Raw genomic sequence first — 26,896 nt, forward strand, 5'->3', positions numbered from 1 at the left:
AGCGGCCGTCTCGCGTCGACGGCAGCGTTCGACCGGATCGTCCAGACCTTCGCCTCCGCTCCCGTGAGCAACCCGGACGGCAGCACCGGGATCCGGATCCATCTCGACGGCGGCCCGGCCGCAGGATCGGCGTACAACCTCGGCGGTGGCAACCAGGTGCCGTACGACAGCAACCTGCAGCCCGCCGAGTCACAGACCGACGCGATCAAGAACGCCAACTTTTCCGCCTCCCGCAAGGCCGTCTTCCACTACATGCTCTGGGCGGACGACTACGACAACAGCTGCAGCAGCGGCAACGCCTTCGCCATCCCGAACGACACCTTCATCGTCACGATGGGCCCGAAGTGCAGCTGGACCGTCACCGAGAACATGAACGTGGGCACCTTCATCCACGAACTCGGTCACGACCTCGGCCTCACCCACGGCGGCACCGACAGCGTCAACTACAAGCCGAACTACCTCAGCGTGATGAACTACTTCTTCCAGTTCGACGGCGTACCGCGGACCACCGGCAGCAGCTGGTTCAGCTACTCGACCTTCGCACCGCCCGCGCTGAACGAGACGAGCCTGCGGGAGTCGGTCGGCCTGAACACCAGCACGGCCTCGACCTGGAAGACGAAGTGGAAGTGCCCGAACGGGACGACGCGGACCTCCGGCGCGGCCAACGCCGGTATCGACTGGAACTGCGACGGCGACACGGTGGACACCACGTCCGCGGACATCAACGACGACAACACCAGTACGACGCTGTCCGCTAAGAACAACTGGGCCTCGATCACCTTCGGCGGCGGCGACGTCGGCGGTGGCAGCCCGAAGCCAAAGACCGCGGCCAACGACCTCCGCGAAATGACCCAGCAGGAGTGGGCCGACCTCAACTCCCGCTGACTCCTCCCGTTGCACGGGCTGGCGTGGTTCCGGGTTGGCGCTTGACGCCGAAGAGCATCGAGACTCCCGGTAGAGCCGACAGGAGCCACGCCAGCACAGCGGAGAGCAGGAACGCGGTCGGCATCAGTACGGCGTACTTCGTCAGAATGCTCGCGTTCCAACCGACCACGTAGTACGCGATCAACAGGATCACCGGCTGGTGGACCAGGAAGAACGGCATCGCCGCGCGCGCGAGTGGTACCGGCAGCGGCCGTTGGAACGCGGGCAGCCGCAGGCCGAACCCCAACGCGGCGACCAGCCAGCCCCACACGGCGAAGGTGATCAACGTGAAGTACCAGACGTACGGCCACGAGTAACCCGGGTCCTCCCACCAGGCGTCCAGGAAGTCCATGATCCCGGTGACCAGACCGATGACGAAGGCCCCGAGTCCCATCGCCAGCCCCGGTACGGCGTTGCGTCGTACGGCCGCTATCAATCGATCGTCCGACAGGATCAGGAAACCGACGACGAAGAAGTCGAAGAAGAAGACGAACTCGCCCCAGCCATGGTCGGGCCCGGGCGCGGCCTGGAACAGCAGGTGCACCGGCACCAGCGGCACCGCGAGCAGCAGGATCCTCCCCCGCCGCTCGCAACCCTCTGCGATCCAGTCCACCAACCGCCGGCCCTGTGGACCGCGCAACCACAAGAACACCGGCAGACCGAGCAGTGCGAACTGCAACAGGTAAACGAGGAACCACAGGTGGTACGTATCGCGCAACCACAGCGGCGGATCACCACGCAAGTCGCTGAAGAACACCTTCACGTCACCCAGGAATGAGTTATCGGAGCGGCCCTTGTGGTGTTCCTCGATGAAGTACTGCGGTGGGGACAACAACACATAAGCGACGATCAACGGGACGAGCAACCTGAGCAATCGCTCCCGCAGGAAGCCGGTCGCGCTTCGCCACCGCAACGCCAGCCACGCACCCGCGCCGGACAGCAGGAAGAAGAACGCCAGCCCCCACAGCCCGAGGAACGCGATCCCCACCGAGATCCCCTCACTGGTCTCAGCGTTCTTCACATGCCAGTCGCCATCGTCGAACGGCCGCAGCGTGTGAAACACGAACACCCCGACCACAGCCAGCACCCGCAACCAGTCCAGAAACGACAGCCGCTCCCCTTTAGCCATGCCGCAAGGATCAGGCCTACCAGCCCACCCGTGCCACTCCTAGCGGAAGGCGCGCGGCGTGGTGGTCACGCCGCACGCCGTCAGCTCAGTGTCGCTCCAACTGCACCTTCGGCAGCAGCCGGGCCAGCGGCGCCGGCAGCCACCAGGCGCGGGTGCCCATCAGCTCCATCGCCGCCGGAACGATCAAGCAGCGGATGACGACCGCATCCACGAAGATGGCCACCGCCATGCCGAAGCCGGTCTGCTGGAGCAGCCGGTCCGGGCTGAGGGTGAAGGCGGCGAAGATCACGACCATGATCGCGCCCGCCGCAGTGATCACTGAGCCGGTGTGAGCCAGTCCTTCGCGCACTGCGTGGGAAGCGTCCGAGCTGTCGGAGCTCACCCATTCCTCGTGCATCCGGGAGATCAGAAAGATCTCGTAGTCCATCGAGAGCCCGAAGACGATGGCGAAGATCAGCACCGGCAGGTAGGCCTCGATCGGGCCGGCCTCGATGCCGAACAAGCCGTCCTGATACACGAGCTTCATCGCGCCGAGCGCGGCACCGATGCTGAGCAGATTCAGGACCGCGGCCTTCAGCGGGATGAGCACCGAGCGGAACACCGCCATCAGCAGGAGGATGGAGAGACCGACGACAATCGCCATGAACAGCGGCATCCGGTCGCTCACCTTGCTGGAGTAGTCCTCGGACGCGGCCGTGGGTCCGCCGACCAGGTACTTCGCGCCGTTGGATGCCGAGAGCTTCGGCAGTACGTCGTCGCGCAGGTTGCCGACGAGCTCGGTGGTCTCCTCGTCCTGCGGCGAGGTAGTGGGGAAGGCGAGGACGGTCGCTGCCCGGCCGTCCGGCGTGGGCACCGGGTCTGCGACGGCCTGAACCCCCGGGGTGTTGCTCAGCGCCGCCGCCGCCGCGGCGGCGGCCTGCTCGGCGCCGCCCGACCCGCCGTCGGTCACTACCAGGAGTGGGCCGTTGAACCCGGGACCGAAGCCATCGGAGAGGAGGTCGTAGGCCTGTCGGCTGGTGCTGTCGGTCGTGTCGCTGCCTGCGTCGGAGAAGCCGAGCCGCACGCCCAGCGCCGGGAAGGCAAGGGCGCCGACGAGTACTGTCCCGGCCAGCAGGGCGGCCAGCGGGCGCCGCTGCACCGCGGTCGCGAGCCGGCGCCAGCCACTACCCTCATCGGCCTTGCCCTTGGCCTTCCGCCGCTCGACGCGCCGGGCGAACTGGCGCTCGAAGCGGCGTCCGAAGATGCCGAGCAGGGCGGGGAGCAGGGTCAGGGAGGCGAGCATGGTCACCAGCACGGTCAGCGCGGCGGACAGCGCCATACCCTGCAACGAGCCGAGGCCGAGGGCGACCAGACCGAGCATCGCGAGGATGACGGTGCAACCGGCGAAGAACACCGAACGGCCCGCGGCGTCCATCGCGTTCACGGTTGCGCGTTCCGGGTCCTCACCGCGCGCGAGTTCAGCACGGTAGCGGGCGAAGATCAGTAGCGCGTAGTCGATGCCGACGCCTAGGCCGACCAGGATCATCATCGGTGGGGTCCACGCGGCGATCGTGAAGATGTGCGATGCCAGGATGACGACACCAACGGTGGATCCGACGGCGAACAGGGAGATGATGATGGGCAGCCCGGCGGCGATGACCGTGCCGAACATCAGAACCAGGATGACCAGCGCCGCCAGCAGCCCCGCGCCCTCCGCGGCGCCGGTCCCGCCCTGTCCCAGCGGTCGGGCCGCGTCACCACCCAACTCGGCCTGAAGCCCCTCGCCCTCGACCTCCTGGGCTGTGTCGAGGATGCGTTGGGTGTCGGTCGTCGCCATAGCGTCCGACGGGGTGTCGAGCATCACGGTGGCGTAGCCGATCGTGCCGTCCGCCGAGATGGCGCCCTCGCCGTCGTACAGGCTGTGGACCTGGCCGACCCTGGGCAGCGCCGCGACGTCGTCGAGCATGTCTGTCACGCGCTGCTCGACGCCCGCCTCGCGCAGGCCGCCGGCGTGGTGCAGGACGATCTCGACAGTGTCTCCCGTGCGGGCGGCGCCGTGCTCGGCCAGCAGGTCGGCCGCCTGCTGCGACTCGGTGCCGGGAAGCGAGAAGTCGTTGCGGTAGTCGTCGCCTACGACCGACGCAGTGGCCCAGACGCCGGCCAAGACTGCCACCCACACCATCAGGGCGAGCCACCTGCGGCGGTGGGCGAAGCCACCGATGCGGGCGAACACCCCTGGCCGCATCGGTGGCTGGGTGCTCTTTTCTCGGTTCGTCTCAGTAAGAGTCATGATCTCATTCCCGGCTGGTGGTCAACCGTCAACAGGTCGTCTGGGCTTCGGTAGCCTCCTGACGACGCAGCCCTCCGAGTTGTGACGTCCACACCCACCGGCCCGAGCCGTGTCACATCCGGACCGGCTGTGTCGTCAAGGGGGCATGGGAATGACGGAACCGGACGCACGCGACACCGAGGAACTGCTGGCGCGGTCCTTCGAGGCCAATCGGCCGCGGCTACTGCGGGTGGCGTACACGATGACAGGCTCACTGGTCGAGGCCGAGGACTGCGTGCAGGAGGCATGGCTGCGCCTGCGCGGGCTCGACGACCCGGCGACCGTCCGTGACCTCGCCGCCTGGTTGACGACCATCGTCAGCAGGTTGGCGCTCGATGCCCTGAGCAGCGCGCGTGCGCGCCGGGAGCTTTACGTCGGCACCTGGCTGCCGGAGCCGCTGGTCGAGGACAGCTCCTACGACCCGGCCGACCGGGTGACTCTGGACGAGTCGGTGAGCATGGCGTTGCTCGTCGTCCTCGAGCAACTCTCCCCCGCCGAGCGCACCGCGTTCGTGCTGCACGACGTCTTCAGCATCCCCTTCCCCGAGATCGCAGAGATCGTCGGCCGCTCCCCGGCAGCGGTGCGCCAGCTCGCCTCACGGGCGCGCCGGCAGGTCGAGGGCGGGCGGCCGCGGACGCCGGCGACGACAGCTGAACATCAGGAGCTGGTCGACTCATTTCTGGCCGCTTGCCGGGACGGCGATCTGCCGGGGCTCTTTGCGCTGCTGGACCCGGACGTCGTACTGCGCGGCGACGGCGGCGGCAAGGTCGGCGCGCTGAGGCACATCAAGCGGGAGGCGGCGCAGGTCGCCCCGCTCATCCTCATGCTCACCCAAGCCCACGCCGCAGGACCGATAGACGTTCTGAGGACCAGCGTCAACGGCGCTCCAGGGCTGGTGATCCGTGGCGACGACGGCGAGATGTCGGTCATCGCGTTCACGGTGGACGCCGGACTGATCACCGCGATCGACTTCGTGCGCAACCCGGACAAGCTCGCAGGCCTGGGAACCGCTACTTCAACTCGGCCGAGGTCTTCCTAGTCCGCTTCCATCTGCAGGTACGACGCGGCTGCCGCCGCCTGCGTGTGAACTGGTCGGTCGTAGTCGATCTCGACACCCGCCTCGGCCCGCAACTCCCGCGTCAATTGCTGACGCGATTGCGGCGGATCGTCCATGTCACTGGGCAAAAGGCTCATTCTCTCGGTCGCTGCGCGTCCGTACTGTCGGAGAGCCGGCGGACCCATCGGTCGCCTGCCGCCACTTCGGCTCACGACCAAGGGGGAAGGACATGCAGATCTCTCCGAGACTGAGGCGTCTCACACTGAGGCGTCTCACCAAGCCGGCGCTCGTACTGGTTGCTGCTCTGTCGCTCGGCCTACCGTTGCTCCCTGCGAGCCCCGCGCTCGCTCTTGTCTCCCACACGCTGACCTCGCCGGACGGACTGACCAACATCACCGTCACCGACCAGCCCGGGGGTGGGCTGACCTACAGCGTGGTTTCGGGAAGCACGACGATCTTCGGCGATTCGCCACTCGGCATCTCGACGAGCACAGTCGACTTCACGTCCGGGCTGACGTACGCGAGCGAATCACGCTCGGTCATCAACGAGACCTACTCGCTGCCGGCCGGAACCAAGCCGAGCTACCTCAACGACGGTCGGCAGTTGACGCTGACCTACACGAAGAGCGGCGCGACGATGCAAGTGGTCGTTCGCGCGTACAACGACGGCATCGCCTTCCGTTACCTGCTTCCCGGCAGCGGCAACGTCTCGATCACCGGGGAAGCCACCGGGTTCCGCCTGCCGGTGACGACCGGCGGGTGGGCGGCACCGTGGAACCGCAACTATGAGCAGGACTACATCTACCGCAACGCCGCACAGCTCAACTCGGGCGTTGACCTCACCATGCCTGCGCTCGCGTCGATCAACAACAACGCGTACTACACCTTGATCAGCGAAGCCAACGTGTACAACGCGAACGCGAGCTACGCACCCGGCATGCTCGAGGGTGACAGTCTCGGCACGGGGCTGCTGAAGTTGTCACGCACGCCCGACCAGGGTTTTCCGATGGCGAGCACTTATCCGTTCCAGACACCGTGGCGGGTGGCGATCATCGCACCGAACCTCGACGTGCTGTACAACTCCGACCTGGTGCAGAACCTCAACCCACCGGCAGCGACCACCCCGACCTGGGTGAAGCCCGGGCGCGCGGCCTGGTCGTGGTACACGGACGAAGACAGCGCGTCCGATCTCACGAAGCAGAAGCAGATGGTCGACTTCGCCGCGGAGATGGGCTTCGAGTACGTCACGGTCGATTGCTGCTACACCCCGTCGGTCGACCTGCCCGCGATCTCTGCCTATGCCGCACAGAGGGGTGTCAAGATCTTCGCCTGGGTCACCGCCGACGCCGGCCAGACACCTGCGCAAGCGACACAGTTGGTTGCTGATCACAAGGCTTACGGTGTTGCCGGCCTCAAGGTCGACTTCTTTCTGAACGACTCCCAAGCGGTGCAGAGGTGGTACCAGTCGATCGGCGACGCCGCCGGGGCGAACCAGATGATGCTCGACCTGCACGGCAGCACGAAACCGGGCGGCGAGAACCGTACGTGGCCCTGGGTACTGACGTCCGAGGCCGTTGCCGGCACCGAGCATTACAAGTACCCGCCGCCCACGACCGCTGCCGCCGACGTCACGTACCCGTTCACCCGCGGTCCGATCGGGCCGATGGACTACACGCCGGCGATGATCTCGCAGAACGCGTCGATCCTCACGCAGGCTCACACGCTTGCCCAGGCGATCGTCTACAACACCGGCATGATCAACTACGCCGACTCCGCCGCGGCGTACCAGCAGTGGCCGGGGCGCCACCTGATGCGGGCCATCCCGACCAAGTGGGACCAGACGAAGGTTGTCGAAGGCTTTCCGGGTGATCACGTCACGCTGGCCCGGCGGTCCGGTTCCGATTGGTTCGTCGCGGGCATGACTTCGCCGGCGCGGACAGCGACGGTGCCGCTGTCGTTCCTCGGATCGGGGACTTACACGGCGACCATCTTCTCCGACAATGCAGCCGGCCGGGTTCAGGTCAGCACGCAGTCGGTGACGAGTGCCACGACCCTGTCGCTGCCGATGATCGCGACCGGCGGTGTGGCCGTGCAGATCTCACAGACGCCGCTCGCCCAGACCGGCAGCGCCGACACCCGCTACGAGGCGGAGTCGGCTGCCAACACCCGTGCCGGGGCGGCTTCGGTCGACGCCTGCAAGGGATGCTCGACGGGGGCAAAGGTCGGCAACATCGGTTCGGGCGGCTCGGTGCAGTTCAACGGCGTCACGGCGACAACGGCGGGTACGCACCGGATGACCTTCACCTACACCTCGGCTGATCCGCGGTCGGTGCGGATCACCGTGAACGGCACGGTTCTGAGCACCGCGAGCCTGCCTGATTCAGGTGGCTGGGAGTTCGTCAACAAGTGGTCGGTCGATGTTCCGCTCGTCGCGGGCTCGAACACCGTCACATTCGACAACCCGACCGCTTTCGCCCCGGACATCGATGCCCTGACCATCGAGCGTGCCACCGAGGCGGAGGCGCCGGGCAATTCACTCGCCGGCGGCGCAGTGACGGCTGCGTGCTCCGGATGCTCGGGCGGCACCTTGGTGAAGTCGCTCAACGGCACCGGCACGCTCGACGTCAATGGCATCACGGCGGCGTCCGCGGGCAACCACACCGTGCGGCTCGACTATGCGAGTGCGACGGCGCAGACCGTGCAGGTTCAGGTCAATGGCGGAAGTGCCATCGCAGTCACACTTCCGGCGACCGGTTCGGCGACGGCAGTGGCGACGAGGACGCTGGGCCTGGCGCTCATCGCGGGGTCGAACGTCATCAAGGTGCTGGGCGCCTCGTCGGCGGCGGTCGGCATCGACAGACTCAGCGTCGTGCGCTGATCGTCCGGCAGAAGGGCCGCGAACCCCGCCTCACAGCGGGGTTCGCGGCCCCTCGTATTTCGTCGAAATGTCCATGCCCGCGCGCCGAACAGCCATGTTCCCGACGTCTCGAGATCGCTATGGTTGCGCTCCAAGGAGCACCACAGCACCTAATATTTGAACGCGACATGGAGTCATTGTGGTCAACAAGGTCGGCAGCGGCCCGAGCGTTCGCAACGGCACCGTCGGGGCAGGCTTGTCGGTCGGCGAATCATCCATCGACCTGACGATCACACGGCAGGACCGGCCCCTGGCAGTGGTTGCTCTGGGCATCAGCGTCGACGGCGCCGACCTCGGCTCGGGGTCGACTGTCACGCGCTCGTCGGAGTTCCCAGTGGTCGAGGAGTGGTTCGCCCGGTCAGGCAAGGCGCGCGGCGATCACCTGGTCGACCACCGGGAGCTGCGGGTCGACCTTCAGCACGCCGCGACGGGTCGCGACTGGACCGTGCGCATTCGCGTAAGCCCCGACGGAGTCGCCGTACGGTACGCAATGCCCGAACCGCAGGGCACCGCGACCGTCACTTCTGACCGCACCAGCATCGATCTCGCACTGTTCTCGCGTGCCTGGGTGCTCGAGTATCAGACGTGGTACGAAACGCCGCGCGTCGGTGTCGACCTCGCCGACCTCGCGCCCGGTGCGTACGGGTTTCCGTTTCTCGCTCGGTCGGGTGACGACTACCTGCTGGTGTCCGAGTCAGGCATCGACGGCCGGTACTCCGGCGCCCACGCAGCGATGGTGGGCACAACTCTCGGCTTCGAGCTCGCCGACTCCGCCGTCGAGGTCGCCCGAGGTGATGTCACGCCGTGGCGGGTGTTCATCCTTGGCCCGCTCGCGGAGGTCGTGGAGTCTCTGTTCGTCGATGAGTTGGCTCCGCCTGTCAGACCAGAGCTCGCCGCGGCTGAATGGATCAGACCCGGCCGCGCCGCGTGGTCGTGGTGGTCCGACTTCTATTCCGGTGCCCAACTCGCGCAGCAGAAGCGATTTGTGGATGCCGCGGCCGAGTTCTCCTGGGAGCATCTGCTGATCGACTGTGGCTGGGAGGAGACCTGGGTTCCTGAGATCGTCTCGTACGCCAGCCTGCGGGGCATTCAGGTGCACCTGTGGACCGTCTGGCACGATCTCGACGGGCCAGAGAAGCTCGGCAGGTTGGCGCTGTGGCGTTCGTGGGGTGTCGCCGGCATCAAGGTCGACTTCATGGAGTCGGAATCGAAAGACCGGTACCGCTGGTACGACTCCATGCTGCAGGAAACCGCACGCCTGGGCCTGATGGTGAACTTTCACGGCTCGGTGATTCCGCGCGGCTGGGCCCGGACCTGGCCGCAGGTCGTCGGCTACGAGGCGGTTCGCGGCGCGGAGTACTACGTCTTCTACGACGACACCCCGCTGACGGCCGAGCACAACGTCATCCAGCCGTTCACCCGCAACGTCGTCGGGTCCATGGATTACACGCCCGTGGCCTTCTCGGCTGCGGATCGTGTCACCAGCGACGGTCATGAGCTTGCCCTCAGCGTGGTGTTCGAGTGCGGCATCACGCACTTCGCCGATGACGTCGCCGCCTATGCCGAGCGACCGCTCGCCGCCCGATTCCTCGCAGAACTCGCGCCGGTATGGGAGGAGACGGTTCTACTCTCGGGCACGCCCGACACGGAGGCCGTGATGGCCCGACGTTGTGGCGATCGCTGGTTCATCGGCTGCATCGCTGCAGGTGGCAGGCGAACCGTGACGGTCGATCTGGACCGGCTGGGGCTGACGCATCCGGTCGCCTGGGTCGTCGAGGACGCGTTCGGCGACGACGCGCTGGCCGAACGTACCGTGTCAACCCGCTCGTTCGACGTCTCGCTTGCCGACAACGGCGGCTTTGTGGCGATCGTCTCCGACGGTGAACTCTTCCGGTCGAATCCTCGGGCAGTGACGGATGCGCCGACGGTCGAACCTGCCCTGGTCGTGCTCCACGAGCAGAACACCGTTGTCGTCACCACGAGCGCTGGTGCGCGGGTGCGGGTCGCACCCGGCTGGAGGGCCGAGTCGCTCGGCGACGAGCGGTGGCAGATTCACGCGCCGAACGACTTGGCGCCCGGATCTCAGGGCATTCTCACCGTCGAATCCCTCTCGGCGCCTCCCGCAGTCGCCCACGCGCGAGCCGTTGTGCCCCTGGTGGCAGGCGTGCACCGTGTCTCGGGTCTGCCGATGCTGGCCTTTCAGAACGAAAGCGGTCCGGTCGAGCGTGACATGAGCAACGGTGGCGGCAATCCGGCCGACGGGTCGCCGATGCACGTCGCCGGGCTGTACTTCGCCGATGGTCTCGGGGTGTCGACGCCGTCGTCCGTCGAGCTGTACTTCGGCGGACACGTCGGGAGGTTCACCACCAGCGTCGGGATCGATGACGAGACGCCGCAGACACGCACGCGAGCCGTCGTGAGCGGCGACGGCCGAGTGCTCAGTTCCGTCGTACTGGAGGCGGGAAAACCCGCTGTCGACATCGACGTCGATATCTCTGGGGTTCAGGTTCTCACGTTGTCCACCCACGAGGTCGCCGCCGGCGACCCTCCCGCGCACGTGGACTGGGCTTCGGCCCGCTTCGTCGTGACGAAAGCCCACCTCATCATGAGGAAAGGAAGCGCATGAACAGGAAGTCGTTGTTGTCGCCCGCGATCGTGGTGGTGGCGGCGCTGCTCGCGGGGTGTTCGAGCGGCGGCGGTACGTCGAACTCGGGCGGACCGGTGACCATCACGTACGGCATCTGGGCCGGAACCCAGACCCCGGCCATGCAGGAGATCGCCGATGCCTTCACCAAGGAGAATCCGAACATCACGGTGAAGATCCAGGAGCGGCCGTACCCCGAGTTCTGGTCCACTCTGCAGACCGGCGCCGCGGGTGGGACAGCGCCTGATGCCTTCTGGATGCTCGCGCAGCAGATCAGGCCGTACGCGGTAGGAGGTCAGCTTCTCGACATCTCGGACGCCGTCAAGAACCAGAACGTCGATCTCGCGAACTACCCCCGCGCAGTGCTCGACCTGTACGACCAGGGCGATGGAAAGCTCTACGGTCTGCCGAAGGATGTCGACACGAATGCCGTTTGGTACAACAAAGCCCTGTTCGACAAGGCGGGGGTCGCGTATCCGGCCGCCAACTGGACCTGGGCGGACTTCCGCGAGACGGCGAAGAAGCTGACCGACCCAGCGGCCGGTACCTGGGGCGTGGCCGCGCCGCTCGACTACCAGAGCGGCTACTACAACTCGATCTTCCAGGCCGGCGGCCAAGTGATTTCCGATGACGGCAAGACCTCGGTCATCGACAGTCCTGAGGCCCAGGCCGGCATCAAGTTCTGGACCGATCTGCAGGCGGACAAGTCGTCTCCGACGTTGCAGCAACTCTCCGACACCGAGGCCGAGACCATGTTTGAGCAGGGCAAGGTCGCGATGTACGTCTCGGGTGCCTACTGGGCGCTCAAGCTCTATCAGAACAAGACGATCCAGGCCAAGGTCGACGTCGCGCCGCTGCCGACGGGCGTCAAGAAGGCAACCGTGACCAGCGGTATCGAGAACGTCGGGTACGCCGGGACCAAGCACCCCGAGGAGACCAAGAAGTTCCTGCTCTTCGCAAGCGGTGAGCAGGCGGCGAACATCCAGGCCAAGTCCGGCGCCGTGCTGCCGGCCTACAAAGGGACGGAGAAGGCGTGGATGAACGCGATGCCCGAGTTCAAGAATCTGCAGACCTTCATCGACGCCTTGGCGTACTCCGTCCCCCTGCCGGTCCAGGGCAACGCCGCGGAGTGGCAGGGGCTGCAGGCGAAGTACTTGACGGCTGCGTGGGACGGAAAGGCTTCGGTCGCCGACGCTGCTGCCCAATACGCTGATGCCATCGACAAGGTATTGGCTGAGAACGGGTGACAGGCGAGCCCGCCGGGCGGCGACGACGCCGTCGTCGCTCCCCGGCGCGCACGGACTGGTCGGCGTTCGCGATGATCGCGCCGGCGTTCATCGGTCTGGCCGCCCTCTATTTGTGGCCATTTCTCGCGACCTTTATCAAGAGCTTCCGGAGGGTGCCGGTCTTCGGCCCGGGCGAGTTCAACGGGGTCGACAACTACGAGAAACTGCTCTCCGATGCCGATTTCTGGAGTGCGCTCGGCAATTCGGCGCGGTACACCGCGATAGTCCTGCTGGGGATCCCGCTGGCGATCGTCTTCGCTGCCTTGATTCAGCAGGTCTCCCGCGGGCGGGCCATCTACCGGGTGCTGTTCTTCTTGCCGGTGGTCACACTGCCCGTCGCGGTAGGTATGGTCTGGCGCTTCATCCTGAATGGTGATTTCGGGCTGCTGAACTACGTGTTGTCGCTGGTCGGCCTCCCCGGCGAGTACTGGGTGGCAGACGATCGGTTCGCCGTGTATGCGTTCGCCGTGGTCGGCATCTGGATGGGCCTCGGGGTGAATCTCATCATCCTGGGCGCAGGACTGCAGAACATTCCGACCGAGCTCTATGAAGCGTCGTCTCTTGACGGTGCGAACCGGGTGCGGCAGTTCTTCTCGATCACGTTGCCACTGCTCAGCCCGAGTATCTTCTTCGTGACCATTCTGACGACGATCTCGGCGCTGCAGATGTTCGATCTCGTCTTCATCATGCTCGGCAGCATCAACAACACTGCCCTGAGCGGTTCGAAGACCATCGTCTACCTCTTCTACGAAGCGGCGTTCGTGCAGTTCAAACAGGGCTACGCGGCGGCGATCGCGATCGTGTTGCTGGTGATCATCATGATCGTGACCGCCATCCAGTTCCGTCTTCAGAAGAAGTGGGTTGTCTATGACTAGCCGTGGACAGTGGCGCCTCCACGTCATCCTGATCATCGCCGTGGCGCTCATGGTCGTCCCCTTCGGGTGGGAAATCCTGACCTCGTTCAAGACCAGCAACGAGGTCGCGTCACTCCCGCCGACCCTGTTTCCGTCAGAGCCGACGGCCCAGGGATACCGCAGCTTCTTCGAGGTCACGCCGTTCTGGGCGCAGTTCCTCGTCTCGTCGATCTCACTCGTTCTGCGCGTCACCGGTCAGGTCTTCGTGGCCGCCCTGGCGGGATACGCGTTCGCGCGTCTGAACTTCCCCGGGCGGAAGATCCTCTTCGCGTTGTTCATGCTGATGCTGATGGTCCCGAGTCAGCTGTTCCTGCTCGGCCAGTTCGACCTCATGAAGGGGCTGGGCCTGCTTGATACCGTGCCGGCACTGGCTATCCCTGGTATTTTCTCGGCCTTCGGAACATTTCTCCTCAGGCAGGCCTTCCTGACGATGCCGAAAGAGTACGAGGAGGCGGCGCGGCTCGACGGCGCAGGCACCTTCCGAACCTTCTGGAGCGTGATGCTGCCGATGGCGCGGCCGATGCTGGCCGCCCTCGCCGTTCTCACTGCGCTCTACTCGTGGAACGATCTGCTCTGGCCGCTGATCGTTGCCCCAGCTGGTGACGCCAGGCCGCTTCCAGTCGGGCTTGCGAGCCTGCAGGGCCAGTTCGGAACCGACTACCCCACGCTGATGGCCGGTGCGCTGGTCTGCACGCTGCCACTGGTTGTCGTCTTCATCGTGTTGCAGCGGCAGTTCTTCGCCGGCATCGCCAACAGCGGGCTGAAAGGGTGATCAGTGGGCGTCCCGCCGCCGGAACTGGGTCGGGCTCATGCCGTGGAATCGGCTGAACTGGCGTGAGAAATAGAGCGGGTCGGCATAGCCCAGCTCGTCGGCAATGCTTGCGACCGTCGCCAGGGAACCGTCGAGCAGTTGCCGCGCGCGGGCCATCCGAAGGCTTTGGTGGTAAGCCAGAACGCCGCCTCCCGTGACTTTGCGAAAGAGGGCGCTCAGATGCGAGGGCGAAACGCCGACAAGCTTCGCGAGTTCTGGAACGCGCACGCTGCTGTCGAGGCGATCGGCGAGATAGCTCATGGCCCGCTGGAGCGGATCTCCGTCCGCAGGCATGACCCGGTCGACGTGGATCTGAGTGAGCAGCTTCCACGCCGCACCGGCGGTGCCGATCAGCCAAGCCGGGGAGTGGCCCCGTTCGAGGCTCGAGACAATCTCGTCGAGCAGAGCTACGGCCCGCTCCATCCGGCGAATCGGAACGATCGGCCGCTCAGGCGAAACCTCGAGGGTCTCGACAAGTTCCGCGACGTCGGTGCCGCAGAGATGACACCACCAGATAGTCCATGGGCTGGCTTCGTCAGACCCGTAGGAATGGGGCACGCCGCGAGGAATGATCAGCGCCGACTGGGACCCGAGGCGATGCATGGCGTCGCCGACGCGAGCCCAGCCCGTTCCCGCTGCGCAGACGATGACGATGGTTTCATCGATACCTCGCGGTCTTTGCATCCGGTGACCGCGCGCCGTCGGGAAATAGCCTGCGACGGTGACGAGGAGTCGGCGGGTGACCGGGCGCGCCAAGGCTCCTGCGACAAGCGGCCGCGGCACGACGACGATCCGCTGGTTTCGGAAGCCTTCTGGAATGGGCATGTCCCTATGATGCAGGTCAAATTCCCCGGCAAAGAGGACTACTTCAGCTCGGCGGACGTCTTCCCGAGGAGCCGGCGGGCGACGATGAGTTGCTGGATTTGCTGGGTGCCTTCGAAGATGTCGAGGATCTTGGCGTCGCTCACCGCCGATCGGGGCCCTTTCACTTGAAATCGCCTCTGACCTGCACCCTTGCAGTGAAGAAAGCCATCCCATTTGCGCTCGAACCTCGAACCGCCCGGCATGCCCTTCGGCCCGGAGTTGTTCTTCGGCCCGGGCCAGTTCCAGCGCTAGCGCCCGAGGAGATCGGGGCCCAGCTTTGCGACGATCTCAGTGCTGCTCTAGGCAAGCTTTCGGTCCATCGCGCGAGCGTTTCAGGCCTGTTGCGTCGCCGAACTGCTGGCGGCTTCGGGCAGGTCTCGGTCGAGGTGGTCGGCGTGGAACAGGGCCTGATCCAGCAGGCCCTTCACGTGGTCGTCGGCGGCGGAGTAGTACACGAACGTCCCCTCCGGGCGGCCTTTCACCAGGCCGGCCAGGCGCAGCTTGGCCAGGTGCTGGCTGACGGCCGCGAGCGCGGCGCCGGCGAGCTCGGCAAGGCACGCAACCGAGGATTCGCCTTGCAGCACCTGCTTCGGTGCGCAGTAGCGCGACCATCCCGTCGGCGGCTTCGTCCCAGTCGGGGTAGAAGGCATACGGCAGACCACAAAGCCCAGCCCGAAGGTAGATACACGCCTCCAGATCGCTCACGGGAAGGACCGCAGTGCCTAGCACCTCCGGTTTCCGCTCAAGCTCCTCGACGCTGGCCGATGGCCCACACGCCCGGATCGTCATCACGATCGCGTCGCTGGGCTTCTTCCTGATCACGCTCGATATCTCGATCGTCAACGTCGCGCTCACCCGGATGAGAGCCGAACTCGGTGGTGGCACAACCGGCCAGCAATGGGTGATCGACGGCTACACCCTGCTGTTGCCTCGACGGGCTCAGGATTCCGCGGCGGACGACGGCCTGCCGCTCCAGCCCAAGCCCGTCCGCATCCGCAGGCCCGAGGACCCGCTCATCTCCGAGAGGATCGCCTCCGCGAACGACTCCGGGCCCAGCCCCACCCGAAGCCGAGACGCGGTAGAGGCAGCCAGCGGGTCCGCTCACAGCCCAAGATCCACCCTTAGCGCTATCGGCTGTTCCGTTGTTCCCCAGGCCCGGACAATGACGCGCGCTCTCTTCACGAAGGGAACTCACGATGCCGAATCTGATGCAAGAGCACGCGGGATGGATTCCCACGCCGAGCAGGTACGCGCGCGTGATGCGCACCGGTGCGACCATCTGACAGCTGGCATGGCAGTCCGCCTTCGGCACCGTCGACCTAGCGCCCGCGGCGCCCCCGGAGCTGAGTGACCGGCCGCTGGTCGGCGTCATTCACCGCCAAGCGGTTGCCCCTGCCGACGTTCGACGGGAAGGTCCAAGTGCGTGGAATGGCCTAGCGCGAGGGTGAAGGTCTCGCCTGGCGGGCCGTGGTAGGAGAAGCACGAGGCGTCGTTACCGGCGATCGCGATCCGGATCCGGTGACCCAAACGGAGGAGTGCGGACAGACCGCCCGAGGGTCTCGGCGCGATAGCCAGCACCGCGCGCGCATCGGCACTTGCCAGCTGGGTGGTGGACAGCCGGCTATCCACAGGAGGGACCTCGCGGCGAGCGGCAATGGCCCGACTACCAAGCCTCATGCCCACCGGCGACCAACGCCGAGAGCACCGACTGCAGTGAACCGCCGCGGTCTGCGTCTACCTGGTCTATGCAGCGACCGCGGAGGCGGCTGGGCCCTGTCCCGAATGCCGCGCCGCCCAGGCATCGCCGCGATTGCTAAGTTGAGGCGACCAGTTCCGCATCCCGCGCGAGCCTGACCCGATAGGACCGCATGTCCGAGACGTTGCCAGCCGGGACCGGTGGTACGACGCGCCGTCCGAGAACGCCGAGCGGACTCTTTGGCCACGTGCTCGAAGAGCTCGGCCAGGAGATCGTGAACGGCGACCTGCCGGTCGGCGGCATCGTCATGGCCGACAAGTTGTGCGCGCGGTTCGAGGTGTCTCGCTCCGTCATGCGGGAGTGCCTGCGAGCGTTGAGTTCCATGGGGCTGGTCGAAGGCCGCCCACACGTCGGCACCCGTGTCCTGCCCATCACCAGCTGGGACTTGCTGAACCCTCAGGTCGTCAAGTGGCGCGCACAGAGTGCCCAGTACGTCGACCAGATGCGCCAGCTGCTCGAGCTCCGTCTGGGTGTCGAGCAGGTGGCGGCACGCTTGGCTGCCGACCGCATCTCGCCCCAGGACGCGGTGGAGATTCGCCAGGCCGCTCTCCGCATGAGCGACGCCGTCGAGGCCGACGACAGCCGCGAGTACTTCGCAGCGGACGAGCGCTTCCACCAACTGCTGCTCAACGGCACGGGCAACCCGGTCATCGCGCAACTGGCAGGCACCGTCGGGGCCGCACTGGAGGTCAGAAGGCACGACCTGCGGCCGGGCATGCACGACATGAGCCGCCGGTCGGTCGACCGTCATCTGCAACTCGCCGACGCGCTCGGGCAACGGGACGCCGGCTCGGCCCAAGCGGCCGCCCTGGCGCTCGTCGAGGAGACATTGCACGAGTTCGAGGTGCTGCAGTCGGCACAGGAGGTCAGGAGGTCATCGAAATGACGCTCTTGATGTTGCGGCCCGACTCCATCGCTTCGAATCCCGACCGCCAGTCCTCCAGCGGATAGACACCGCCCAGCACGGCGTCCGGGTCGAGGCGGCCGGTGGAGAACAGCTGCAACACTCGCTCCCAAGTCGCCCAGGTATGAGAGAACGAGCCGTAGAGCGTGACCGCCTTCGCGACCAGTGGATCGAGACTGAAGTCCACGGCCTGCGGTCCCCAGCCGATCTTCACGATCGAACCCAAGGGCCGCACCATGTCGAGCGCCGGCCGCAGTGCCGCACTGACACCGGTGGCGTCGACGACCAGGTCGGCGCCGAGCACGTCGCCGTAGGATCGCACGACGGCGACGGGGTCTTCCGCAGTGACGTCCACGATTCGGTCCGCACCCAGGGCCCGTGCCTTCTCCAGCCGTAGAGCGTCGACCGGCGTGCCGAGGACGACAACCAGGCCGGCCCCGCGGAGCCGCGCAACCTGGAGCGAGAGTGCCCCGATGGCCCCGATTCCCTGCACGACGACGAGGTCGCCCGGTGCGACCGTCGCTCGTTCGACCAAGGCGTTGTAGGCCACCGCGAACGGTTCGGTGAGAGCCGCCTGCTCGAACGACACGTTGTCCGGGATGCGATGCAAGACCCGGGGTTGAGCCAGCAGGAGCTCGGCGAACGCGCCGTCGCGGGTGGCGCCGTATCCCTCCCGGCCTGGGCACAAGTTGTAGCGACCGGTCCGGCACAAGGTGCACTCGCCACAGATCGAGGCCGCCGTCTCGCAGACCACCCGATCGCCGATTTCCCAAGCGCTGACGTCGTCGGCGACAGCGGCGACCACTCCGGCCATCTCGTGGCCGAGCACCACCGGCACCCGGGTCGGCCAGCTGTGCGTGTCATGCCACATGTGGAGGTCCGACCCGCAGACGCCGACCGCTCTCGCCTCGATCAGCACATGCCCGTCCAGGAGCTCGGGAGCCGGCACCTCACGGACCTCCACCGCGCCGTCGCGGCGGCCATATTTCAGCAGACCCTTCATACGCCGGTAGCCCTTCTCGCCTCGTCGTGCGCGGCAACTCTGACTTGCGTCGACCCACCGAAGTACATCTGCCTGGCCTCCTGCAAGAACTCGACGGACGCGCGCATCTCGTCCATGCCGTTAACACCGTCCTCGATGCTGATCCAGCCGTCGTAGCCGGCCGCGGCGAGGGTACGGAAGATCCTCGGATAGTCGTTCAGACCGCGACCGATGACGCCGTGCTGGAGCAGCGGCGAATAGCCCAGCGTGCCGTCGCTGCGGCGGAGGTCGTCCAGCGAGGTACCGGGGGCCAACCGGCGATCGGAGGCTTGCATTGTCACCACCCGGTCGATCACCAGGTCTAGGAATTCTGCCGAGTCGTCACCGGCAACGATCGCGTTCGACGGGTCATACTGCACCCCGAAGTGGGCACGGTCGTCGATCCTCCCGAGCAGTTCCAGGAAGACGTCCGTACGCTGGGCGAACTCCGGATACTTCCAGCTGCCGTCCTTGTAGTGGTTCTCCAGCGCCAAGGTGACGTCGAGCTCACGAGCCAGCGGCAGCAAGGTCTCGATCGCGCTCGCCGCCCACTCCAGCCCCTGTTCCCTGGACACTCCGGGATGGCGCTGCCCGGACAACACCCGGGTGCTCGCGCGAGGCCCGCCGAGCCGCGCGGTGATCCGGATCATCTGAGCCTCGGCCGCGATCTCCTCTGCCCGCCGCCGGGGCTCGGGGTGGGTGAAGTCCGGCGAGGCGCACAGCATCGGCATCTCGAAACCCGCCGCGGCAAGGTGCTCCCCCACCTGGTCGACGAAGTCGTCGCTGGTCTGCCAGAACATCCCGGAGTAGAGCTCCAGTCCGTCGACAGGCAAGACCCGTGCCTTCTCGATCCAGTCATGCACTGACATCGTGCGGTGCACGGCGATCGCCTCCAGATCTCCCTTCGGGAACACGCTGATCCTCACGCGACACACCTCTTTCGTCGGGGCTAGGCAGCAATAAGTATGACGTATAGGATTTATAGACCGCTAGGGTTCGGGCCAGACCGGAAGTCGAGAGAGAGGCCGACCACAATGGCGATCGAAGCCGACAGCCTGGAGTTCTGGGCTACCGCGCTGTTGCGGCTCTGGGGGTACAGCGCCGACGACGGCCGGTTCCTGGCCCACACACTGGTCGACGCGAACGTCCGGGGCATCGACTCCCACGGCGTGCTTCGGCTCCCCGCCTACGAGCGGCGGGTGATAGCAGGCCTGGTGCGGCCCGAAGCCGAGCCCGTGGTGTCGAACTCCGGCGCGGTGGTGACCGTCGATGCCAACGGCGCTGCCGGGCAGATCGCTGCCCGGCAGGCTGCTGAGGCAGCCTTGACGCTCAGCAGGTCCACCGGTGTGGCTGCGGCGAGTGTGCACGGGAGCACTCATTTCGGTGCGGCCGGGTTCTATGCCCGCTGGCTGGCCGAGCGCAATGCCGTCGGGATCGTCGTGTCCAACTCAGAACCGATCGTCGTCCCGTACGGCGGACGTGAGGCGCTACTGGGAACCAACCCGATCGCCTTCGCCGCCCCGACCAGGGGCGCACCCGTCAGCATCGACATGGCGACCAGCACTACGGCGATGGGCAAGGTGATGATCGCCCAGGCAGCCGGTCTGGCGATCCCCGACACCTGGGGCGTGGACCAGCAGGGCCGGCCGACCACCGATGCTTCGGCCGTCGAGGCCCTGCTCCCCGTCGGTGGGCCGAAGGGATACGGACTCGGGTTCGTCGTGGAGATCCTCGCGGGTGTACTGAGCAGCGCCGCCGTGTCCCACGGGCTCGGCAACATGTACACCGACTTCAGCAAGCCGCAGAACATCGGGCATTGGCTGCTCGCCATCGACGTGGCGCACTTCGCGCCGTACGACGTGTTCCTCGACCGCATGCAGTCTCTGGTCGAGCTGGCCCACTCGACCACGCCTGCTCAGGGCTTCGACGGCGTACTCGTACCGGGTGAGCCGGAGGAACGTACCCGCGAGCAGCGTCTGCGCGACGGCATCCCGCTTGCGGACGCCACCGTCGACGAACTGCACCTGCTGGGTGCTCGACACGGCGTTGACTTCCCCGGCAGCCGGTCGTCCTGACCCGGTGCCGTAGCCGATCATCAGCGAATGGAGCAGTACATGTCCTCGGCGATCCACGGTCTGTCCCGTCAGCAGCTCACCCGCCCAATCGTCCAGATCTCACTCGACCTCACCTCCAACGCCGAGGCGTTGCGCACCGCAGCCATCGCGGTGGAAGCCGGAGCCGACTGGATCGAGGTCGGTACGCCGCTCGTGCTCGCCGAGGGCCTCCATGCAGTGCGCGCGCTGCGCAAGGAATTCCCGGGCCATCCGCTGATCGTCGACCTGAAGACAATGGACGGCGGCTACCTCGAAGCAGAGATGATGGGCGATGCCGGCGCGGACGCGGTCATCGTCATGGGCCGCGCTCACGACGCCACCATCGAGAGGGTCTGCGATGCCGGCGCCGAATTCAGAATGCTGGTGATGGGCGACGACCTCGGCGCCGACGACCGGGTGGCCGAGGCGGTCCGGCTCGAAGGGCTGGGGGTCGGCATGGTCATCCACCACATCGGCTTCGACCACCGCGGCAAGCACCCTGGCCTTACTCCGCTCACCGATCTGCCTGCCATCGTCGCCGCCGTCTCGGTACCGGTGCAGGCCGTTGGCGGCCTGAGCATCGAGCAGGCCATCACCTGCCCGGGCCTCGGTGCACCCGTTGTCGTCTTCGGGGCGCCTCTCGTGATCGACGGCAAGGCGTTCAGCGCTTCGCGCGGCGACCTGCTGAGCGTGCTCACCGAGGCCTGCCACCGCGTCCACGCAGCCAAGATCCGCTATCCCGAGCCCAGCCGCCGTACGTTGTAGTCGTCAGGCGCCAGTCCGGCACTGCCCGCATCAGGGGCGCGTGCTGCGTCCGGTTGTACCGGTGATCATGTGGTCCGCGCCCCCAATGCGGATGGCGAAGATGCTGCCCCCCGCTCGGCCAGAACGGCCGGGATGCAGCCATCGGGACCACCCTGGTGGCTCCGGATCCCGTCAGCCACTCGGCGGACCGTTCGACAGGAACGCCTGGGCCCGATGGTCCTCCGGGTGCAGGTCGCCGCTCAGTCGCGCAAGAAGTCATCCGCAGCGACCGCACCGGCCGAGGTCTCGTACGCCGGGATTCGCAGCCCGCCGATGGTGAGCCTGGTCTGGGCCACCCCCGGCAGCAGGACGAGATCAGACAGGTACTTGGCGTGCACCAATTGGGCCGCTTTCGCGCTGGCACACCGGATCCGCAGCAGCGAGATGCCGGCACCCAGGTGGACCGAGTCGGCAGGTCCACCATGCTCTACTGGCCGGCCGCCGACGCGGCGAGCGGCCCCGATCAACAGGCTCCGACGCGACAACTCCATCATCAATACCTTCCCCAGGGCGGCGTGATTCACGGGTAGACGGTTGGGTCGTAGTAGCGGATTTCGATGGTGGGGATGGCGGCCGGCCCGGTTGGACCGGAGCTGAGTAGCTCGATCCGGTTGGTCTGCCCGAAGGCGACCTTGGTGGTGATGTTGACCAGGAGGGTGTCGCCCACCTTGGCCGCCGGGTAGATGTCGCCGATGAACGCCCCGTTGATCATGATTCCGTTGAGGCACGCGCCGGTGCGCTGGACGTACAGCACGACGGCGGACCCGCTGTGGCCGGCGTCGATCACCACGTCGCGGGCGGCGAGAAGACCGGTGAACGACCCGGGCAGGGCGGCCTGGCCGACGTCGTGGATGCCGTCCGCGCCGGTGATCGACCAGGTGCCGGCCAGGTCCTGTCTGGCGCTGGGCTCCGGGATGCGGTACGCCCACGCGTTGGCCGTGACTCCGGTCGCGGCGCCGCTACCTTCGACCTCGAACGCGATCAGGTGGTTGCCAGGGGCAAGCAGCGTGTTGGCCGGCAACCCAGCCAGGCCCCCGGCGCTGAAGTCCCGGATCAGGACACCGTCCAGATAGATCCGCCCGGTGTCGTGGAACGTCTGGCCTTCCTTGTCGACCAGTAGCCACAGCTGGATCTCGCCGGTCGACCAGCCGGCCGGCACGGTGAATGTCTTGCGCAGTACGGCGTGGTGCACGTCTGGATGCTCGGGCATGGACCAGACGCCGAGGTTCCGGCGCTCCCAGGCAGAGTCATCCACGCCGGGCAGGACCAGCGCCGCGATCTGGGCCGGCGTGGAGTTGTCCACTGGCAGGAACGCCCAGTCGTCGGTGAGGTCCACGCTGTTGCGCTGCATTTGCGCCTTCGTCGGCAGTGGATCGGGATCCGGCGCGGTGGTACCGGCCCACCAGTTCCGCTGCAGGGTCAGCCATTCCAACGGCGATTGCGGTACGTCGGTACGAGGGCTGAGGAAGAGCCGCGTCTCCCACGCGGGCAAGGTGATGCCGTACACCCCGGAAGCCCCGTTCTGCACGGTCACCGGGGTCGTCGTGGTCGTGGTGAGCTCGCTCAATACCGTCGGTGCGGCGGCCGTGGTGAACACCAGATCAGTGGTGACCGAGTTGGCTGAGTCGTTGTACAGCACCCAAACGTCGTGCAGGCCGGTGTTCGAGATGTAATGCCGAAACACCACGGTCGCCGCCCGAGCAGGCACCGGGGCCACGCCGAGGTAATCCATGATCTGGCCGAGCAGGGTGGTCGCGTTGCCGCCGCTCACGTGCCAACCGAGCTGGATGATCCGGCCGTTGCCGAGAGGCCGCATCCCCGCGGCCACGGTGCCGTTGTCCCACAGCAGCACGTCCTGCGCATCCGCGGCGACCTTGCCGAGGGACAAGCCGCCGCCGCGTTGGTTGGCCAGCCACGAGGTGTCGCTGAGCAGCGATTGGCCAGGCGCCGCGGAGACGGCATGCGCGGTCAGCGGCTGATACGACCCGTTATGGTTGAACGGGTCGATGCTGAGTACGTCGTACCCGGTGAGGCGGCTGATCGGCCAGGCGTTCATATCGGTGGTGGTGTGCCGCCCGGTCTGGATATAGGTGACGAAGGTGCCCCCAGCGCGCACCCATGCCTCGATCTGGTCGACGAGGGCGTCATCCATGAACGGGGTGTTCGAATCGACGATGACCCGGTACTTGTCGACCGTGCCATCGGCGAAGTCCAGTTCGGTGACTGCGTCCCGCGGGCATCGCGCCATCAGGTAGCTGGCCGCGTTGGTCTTCCAGTAGCCGCCGGGAATCCACACGTCGGCGTCCGGCGTCCATGGCCAGGTGCCGTTGCCGTTGACCCGGAAGCCATTGAGTACGGCGACCTCGGCCTCGGGCACGTGATATCGACCGATGCTCTGGTACAGCGCCCGATTGTCCTGGAACTCCTGCAGGACATCGGGCTTGGACATGATGTCGTGCTGGGACGCGAAGTAGTTCACCCCGTTCAGACCCTCGCTGAGCCATCGGCCCCAGAACGCCTTGAACTGATCCGCATTCGGCGCACCATTGCCTGGCTCGGCAGTGGACGGTCGACCCGCACTCCGGGCCAGCAACGTATGCAGCTCGGCCCAGAACCCCGCCATGTAGCCAGTGTTGTGGAAATTCCCGCCATACTGCGCCGTGACCTGTTTGATCAGGTCTGCGTACGGATCCGGGGACATCAGATTCACCGGCCGATCGGCATCCTCCTGCCGGATCATCTCCACCCCACGCCGTACCGCCTGCTGCCGCGTCCACCGGCTCCAGTCCTGGAAATCGACCCACTGCGCGTTGCGCTGCGGGCCCAAAGCCGGGTACTGCACCGGCTCATCCCCGGACAGGTAGACCCGGTATCCGATGAAGCCGTTCGGCAGCGTCACCGCGATCAAGTTGGACCCGGCCTGGAGCAGGTCGGTCACCTCCACCGCACCCCAGTGTTGGCCGCCCATGAGCGCCGCGCCCGGGATGCCTGCGGTCGCCTGCCCGTTGACGGTCGCCGGGATCGTCACCTGGTTGTTGAGGTCGAACAGGTACAGCCACGCTCGCGGGTGGGCGGCCAGCCACGCCGCGCTCACCTCGACCGTACGACGCGCAAGCATGCTCTGCCGCGCCGTGAACTCAACCCGGTCACTGCCGGGCATCACCAAGCTGCCCCACGAACTCTCGTCGAACCCCGGCTGGTCCCAACCCGCCGGCAACGACCCAGTACCGGGATACAGCACCCTCCAGGCACCGGCCACATCGACCGCCTCCGCATCCCAGCCCAGGAACGACGCGACCTCCGGGACGTGGACATCGGTCCACGCGGCGACGGCGCCCGCGTTGCCGTACCAGGCCTGCCCCACTGCCGCCGTCGTGGCGTAACGGCCCTGCAGGAAGGTACGGAACGAGGCATCCGCCACCGGGCCGTACTCCGCCAGCAGCACCGACGCCGTGCCGCCGGCGAGTTCGCCGTGCGGCTCGAGCCAGCCCACCACGTTGTCTGCCGGCGCGAACTCGCGGACCGTCTCCTGCAGGACGCCGAGCTCGGCGTCCATCCCCGTTGTCGCGCTGTACGACGTCTCCCCGACCGCGTACGTGTAGCTCGCGGCGGCGCCGTGGAATCCGGAGTACTGGGGCATCTTCTGCATCGTCTGGTCCCGGTACCGGTTCGCCAGCCACATACCGTCGGCGAGCTGGGTGTTCAGGTGCACCGGGATGCCGCGGGCGTCGCACTCCTTCATCACCCACTTCCAGTCCGGCACCCGGGCCAGGCCCTCACCGAAGTTGAGCTGCTGCTCGTTGTCCCACAGCGCGATCCCCAGACCGTTCTGCTCGGCGAAGTCGAAATCGAGCGAGTAGTCGTACGGCTGGGTCCGGTCCCAGCCCGGTGGCAGCGCGAACGGCGCGAAGTACACCAGGAAGCCGTTCCGGTCGAAGCGGTCCAGGTACATCGGGACCGTTGCCTGGGGCACGAAATCTGCTGCTGTGGTGCCGGACGGTATGGCCGGACCGGCCGACGCGGTGAACGCCGCCTCGCTGTCGAAGGCCAGCACCGACACCGCATCGTCATCGATCAACGCCGCGACCACGCCGGCCGCGGTCTCGTGCACCGGGACCGACAGGCCGTTGACAGCCAGCGTCGCCGGGACCACGCCCGGCAATCGGGTCAGATCGGACAGGTACTTCGCGTGGGTCAGCTTGGCCAGATTCGCGTTCTGGCACTGGATCCGCAACAGCGAGCCGTTCGCACCGAGGCCGGTCAGCTCGCCGGACACCGACCCGAAGCCGCGCAATCCCTTCGCCGGCAGGCTGACCGAGGTCACCGTGACCTGCCCGGCAACCGCCCGAGCGCGCCCCGGCGAGAACGACGAGCCGGCCACGGCGACCGCGGCTCCGGTCGCAACGGACAAGAAGCCTCGGCGTGACAGTTCCATAGTCAAGCTCCTCTCCGGCACGGTGGCGTGCGCGGTCAGGGTCGGATCGCCGAACGCCGGTAGCGACGTCGGCTGGCTTCGTCGACGTTGAAGTCGATACCAAGCCCTGGCGTATCCCAGACGGTGATGAAGCCGTTCTTGACGATCGGTCGGGCAGGCCGGTGACGATGTCGTACCACCAAACATGCAGGATCCGTTGCAGGCGTGACGCGCCGTCGACCCGATCGGCCTCGTAGAGTTCGGGGTCGACACCGCCAAGTGCGGCGATCTAGATGATCGCGCCCCAGCCGATGCTGACCCAGATCGCGGAGAAGACGTAGATCGCGGAGAACTTGCCCGGCTGAGATATCCAGGACCTGCATAGCTCCTCCGATCTTCACCCCGGCTACGTATGAGAAATACCTAGCCTCCGAAAGAGGTATACCAGCGCCTCATCCGGGTGTCCAGATCCAGCAAGCTCCGAGCAGTACGGCGCTCATTGCACCAGCAGGGCGAGGGATAACATATCCAGTGATCATGACTGCGGCATGCCTTCGCCATAACACTGCTTGAGCATGCCCCGGGGCCTAGGTACCCGTGCGGCCGCTCTGGATCGAATCCGAGCGTCCCTCGACTCGCTGTCCCCGTCTGAACGTCGCGTCGCGGAAATCCGGTGGAAGAAGTGCCGGCTGATCTGCTCGTGGTGGCCGAACCCGGCCCAAGTGATCGCGTTGGCCATCAGCGAGTTCGCGGCATTATGTGGCGTCGCCCAGCCCACCGTCTCGCGCTTCTCGCGCAGCTGGAATCCACTCACCGAACGATCGCGGCGTCCGTGATGCTGTCCCGTTGAACGGCACCGTGCTCTCAGCTCTGATGGACACTGTCATCCGAACCCCCCATCAACCCACTCATCGGTTCCTTGTTCCCCGGCGTGCCGGAGCTCATCGGTCTACTCAGGACCTGTGCTCTGATCGCGATTCGACCGAGCCCGGCGCACGGGCTCATCGCGCTACATCGTCGATCGACAGCACGTTCTCGGTGCTCCCGGAG

General features: G+C 66.5%; 21 protein-coding genes. 10 read left to right on the forward strand and 11 right to left on the reverse strand.

The window, feature by feature from the left end:
- On the forward strand, positions 1-885 hold an 885-nt coding region (locus VFG33_RS13780), incomplete at its 5' end, for a hypothetical protein (protein ID WP_325026261.1).
- On the opposite strand, the gene VFG33_RS13785 is transcribed toward VFG33_RS13780, so the two are convergent.
- Entirely contained in the window at positions 872-2,053 is a 1,182-nt protein-coding gene (locus VFG33_RS13785) for an acyltransferase family protein (protein WP_325026263.1), read from the reverse strand. The genes VFG33_RS13780 and VFG33_RS13785 overlap by 14 nt on opposite strands.
- Positions 2,054-2,138: 85 nt before the next feature.
- The gene (locus VFG33_RS13790) at positions 2,139-4,322 is read right to left on the reverse strand and encodes an MMPL family transporter (RefSeq protein ID WP_325026266.1); all 2,184 of its coding nucleotides are present in this window, start codon (positions 4,320-4,322) and stop codon (positions 2,139-2,141) included.
- A gap of 151 nt (positions 4,323-4,473) precedes the next feature.
- Here VFG33_RS13790 and sigJ point away from each other — a divergent pair, with 151 nt between their 5' ends.
- Positions 4,474-5,400, forward strand: a complete 927-nt coding sequence (sigJ, locus tag VFG33_RS13795) for an RNA polymerase sigma factor SigJ (protein ID WP_325026268.1) — start codon at positions 4,474-4,476, stop codon at positions 5,398-5,400.
- On the opposite strand, the gene VFG33_RS13800 is transcribed toward sigJ, so the two are convergent.
- Positions 5,397-5,546: a hypothetical protein gene (locus VFG33_RS13800; protein WP_325026270.1), complete on the reverse strand. Its 150-nt coding sequence runs from the start codon at positions 5,544-5,546 to the stop codon at positions 5,397-5,399. The two genes, sigJ and VFG33_RS13800, sit on opposite strands and share 4 nt — an antisense overlap.
- A gap of 101 nt (positions 5,547-5,647) precedes the next feature.
- On the opposite strand from VFG33_RS13800, the gene VFG33_RS13805 reads away from it, so the two are divergent.
- The 5 genes from VFG33_RS13805 to VFG33_RS13825 all read left to right on the forward strand — a co-directional run bounded on the left by VFG33_RS13805 (position 5,648) and on the right by VFG33_RS13825 (position 13,951).
- Positions 5,648-8,296 carry a glycoside hydrolase family 97 N-terminal domain-containing protein gene (locus VFG33_RS13805; protein ID WP_325026273.1) on the forward strand — a complete coding sequence of 883 codons (2,649 nt, stop codon included), beginning with the start codon at positions 5,648-5,650 and terminating at the stop codon, positions 8,294-8,296.
- 178 nt (positions 8,297-8,474) lie between these two features.
- Positions 8,475-10,961, forward strand: coding sequence for an NPCBM/NEW2 domain-containing protein (locus VFG33_RS13810; RefSeq protein ID WP_325026275.1), 2,487 nt, complete (start codon positions 8,475-8,477; stop codon positions 10,959-10,961).
- Complete coding sequence (locus VFG33_RS13815) at positions 10,958-12,226, forward strand: ABC transporter substrate-binding protein (protein ID WP_325026277.1); 1,269 nt, start codon at positions 10,958-10,960, stop codon at positions 12,224-12,226. The genes VFG33_RS13810 and VFG33_RS13815 overlap by 4 nt, the downstream gene beginning before the upstream one ends.
- A gap of 71 nt (positions 12,227-12,297) precedes the next feature.
- Positions 12,298-13,140 (forward strand): carbohydrate ABC transporter permease, encoded by an 843-nt coding sequence (locus tag VFG33_RS13820; protein WP_325026279.1) that lies wholly within the window; start codon positions 12,298-12,300, stop codon positions 13,138-13,140.
- Positions 13,133-13,951 (forward strand): carbohydrate ABC transporter permease, encoded by an 819-nt coding sequence (locus VFG33_RS13825; RefSeq protein ID WP_325026281.1) that lies wholly within the window; start codon positions 13,133-13,135, stop codon positions 13,949-13,951. The genes VFG33_RS13820 and VFG33_RS13825 overlap by 8 nt, the downstream gene beginning before the upstream one ends.
- Here the strand turns inward: VFG33_RS13825 and VFG33_RS13830 are convergent, their stop codons facing one another.
- The 4 genes from VFG33_RS13830 to VFG33_RS13845 all read right to left on the reverse strand — a co-directional run bounded on the left by VFG33_RS13830 (position 13,952) and on the right by VFG33_RS13845 (position 16,483).
- Entirely contained in the window at positions 13,952-14,815 is an 864-nt protein-coding gene (locus tag VFG33_RS13830; protein WP_325026283.1) for a helix-turn-helix domain-containing protein, read from the reverse strand. It abuts the gene before it with no gap.
- A gap of 38 nt (positions 14,816-14,853) precedes the next feature.
- Positions 14,854-14,958, reverse strand: coding sequence for an acyl-CoA dehydrogenase family protein (locus VFG33_RS13835; RefSeq protein WP_325026308.1), 105 nt, complete (start codon positions 14,956-14,958; stop codon positions 14,854-14,856).
- 228 nt (positions 14,959-15,186) lie between these two features.
- Positions 15,187-15,504 carry an ArsR/SmtB family transcription factor gene (locus VFG33_RS13840; protein ID WP_325026285.1) on the reverse strand — a complete coding sequence of 106 codons (318 nt, stop codon included), beginning with the start codon at positions 15,502-15,504 and terminating at the stop codon, positions 15,187-15,189.
- 718 nt (positions 15,505-16,222) lie between these two features.
- Positions 16,223-16,483, reverse strand: a complete 261-nt coding sequence (locus VFG33_RS13845; RefSeq protein WP_325026290.1) for a hypothetical protein — start codon at positions 16,481-16,483, stop codon at positions 16,223-16,225.
- Positions 16,484-16,722: 239 nt separating this feature from the next.
- On the opposite strand from VFG33_RS13845, the gene VFG33_RS13850 reads away from it, so the two are divergent.
- On the forward strand, positions 16,723-17,496 hold the full coding sequence (locus VFG33_RS13850; protein WP_325026293.1) for a FadR/GntR family transcriptional regulator: 774 nt from the start codon (positions 16,723-16,725) through the stop codon (positions 17,494-17,496).
- Here the strand turns inward: VFG33_RS13850 and VFG33_RS13855 are convergent.
- Together VFG33_RS13855 and VFG33_RS13860 are read right to left on the reverse strand one after the other, a co-directional pair.
- Positions 17,477-18,517, reverse strand: a complete 1,041-nt coding sequence (locus tag VFG33_RS13855) for a zinc-binding dehydrogenase (protein ID WP_325026295.1) — start codon at positions 18,515-18,517, stop codon at positions 17,477-17,479. The two genes, VFG33_RS13850 and VFG33_RS13855, sit on opposite strands and share 20 nt — an antisense overlap.
- Positions 18,514-19,461 (reverse strand): sugar phosphate isomerase/epimerase family protein, encoded by a 948-nt coding sequence (locus VFG33_RS13860; protein WP_325026297.1) that lies wholly within the window; start codon positions 19,459-19,461, stop codon positions 18,514-18,516. The genes VFG33_RS13855 and VFG33_RS13860 overlap by 4 nt, the downstream gene beginning before the upstream one ends.
- 108 nt (positions 19,462-19,569) lie before the next feature.
- On the opposite strand from VFG33_RS13860, the gene VFG33_RS13865 reads away from it, so the two are divergent.
- Both VFG33_RS13865 and VFG33_RS13870 read left to right on the forward strand, forming a co-directional pair.
- On the forward strand, positions 19,570-20,610 hold the full coding sequence (locus VFG33_RS13865; protein WP_325026299.1) for an Ldh family oxidoreductase: 1,041 nt from the start codon (positions 19,570-19,572) through the stop codon (positions 20,608-20,610).
- 27 nt (positions 20,611-20,637) lie between these two features.
- On the forward strand, positions 20,638-21,393 hold the full coding sequence (locus VFG33_RS13870) for an orotidine 5'-phosphate decarboxylase / HUMPS family protein (protein WP_325026302.1): 756 nt from the start codon (positions 20,638-20,640) through the stop codon (positions 21,391-21,393).
- A 239-nt stretch (positions 21,394-21,632) separates the two neighbouring features.
- Here the strand turns inward: VFG33_RS13870 and VFG33_RS13875 are convergent, their stop codons facing one another.
- Positions 21,633-21,956 carry a hypothetical protein gene (locus VFG33_RS13875; RefSeq protein WP_325026304.1) on the reverse strand — a complete coding sequence of 108 codons (324 nt, stop codon included), beginning with the start codon at positions 21,954-21,956 and terminating at the stop codon, positions 21,633-21,635.
- The gene (locus tag VFG33_RS13880) at positions 21,953-25,867 is read right to left on the reverse strand and encodes a hypothetical protein (protein ID WP_325026306.1); all 3,915 of its coding nucleotides are present in this window, start codon (positions 25,865-25,867) and stop codon (positions 21,953-21,955) included. The genes VFG33_RS13875 and VFG33_RS13880 overlap by 4 nt, the downstream gene beginning before the upstream one ends.
- Positions 25,868-26,896: the final 1,029 nt, after the last annotated feature.

Origin of the sequence: Kribbella sp. (assembly GCF_035687465.1) — a bacterium.
In the GTDB taxonomy this organism is placed as follows: Bacteria; Actinomycetota; Actinomycetes; order Propionibacteriales; family Kribbellaceae; genus Kribbella.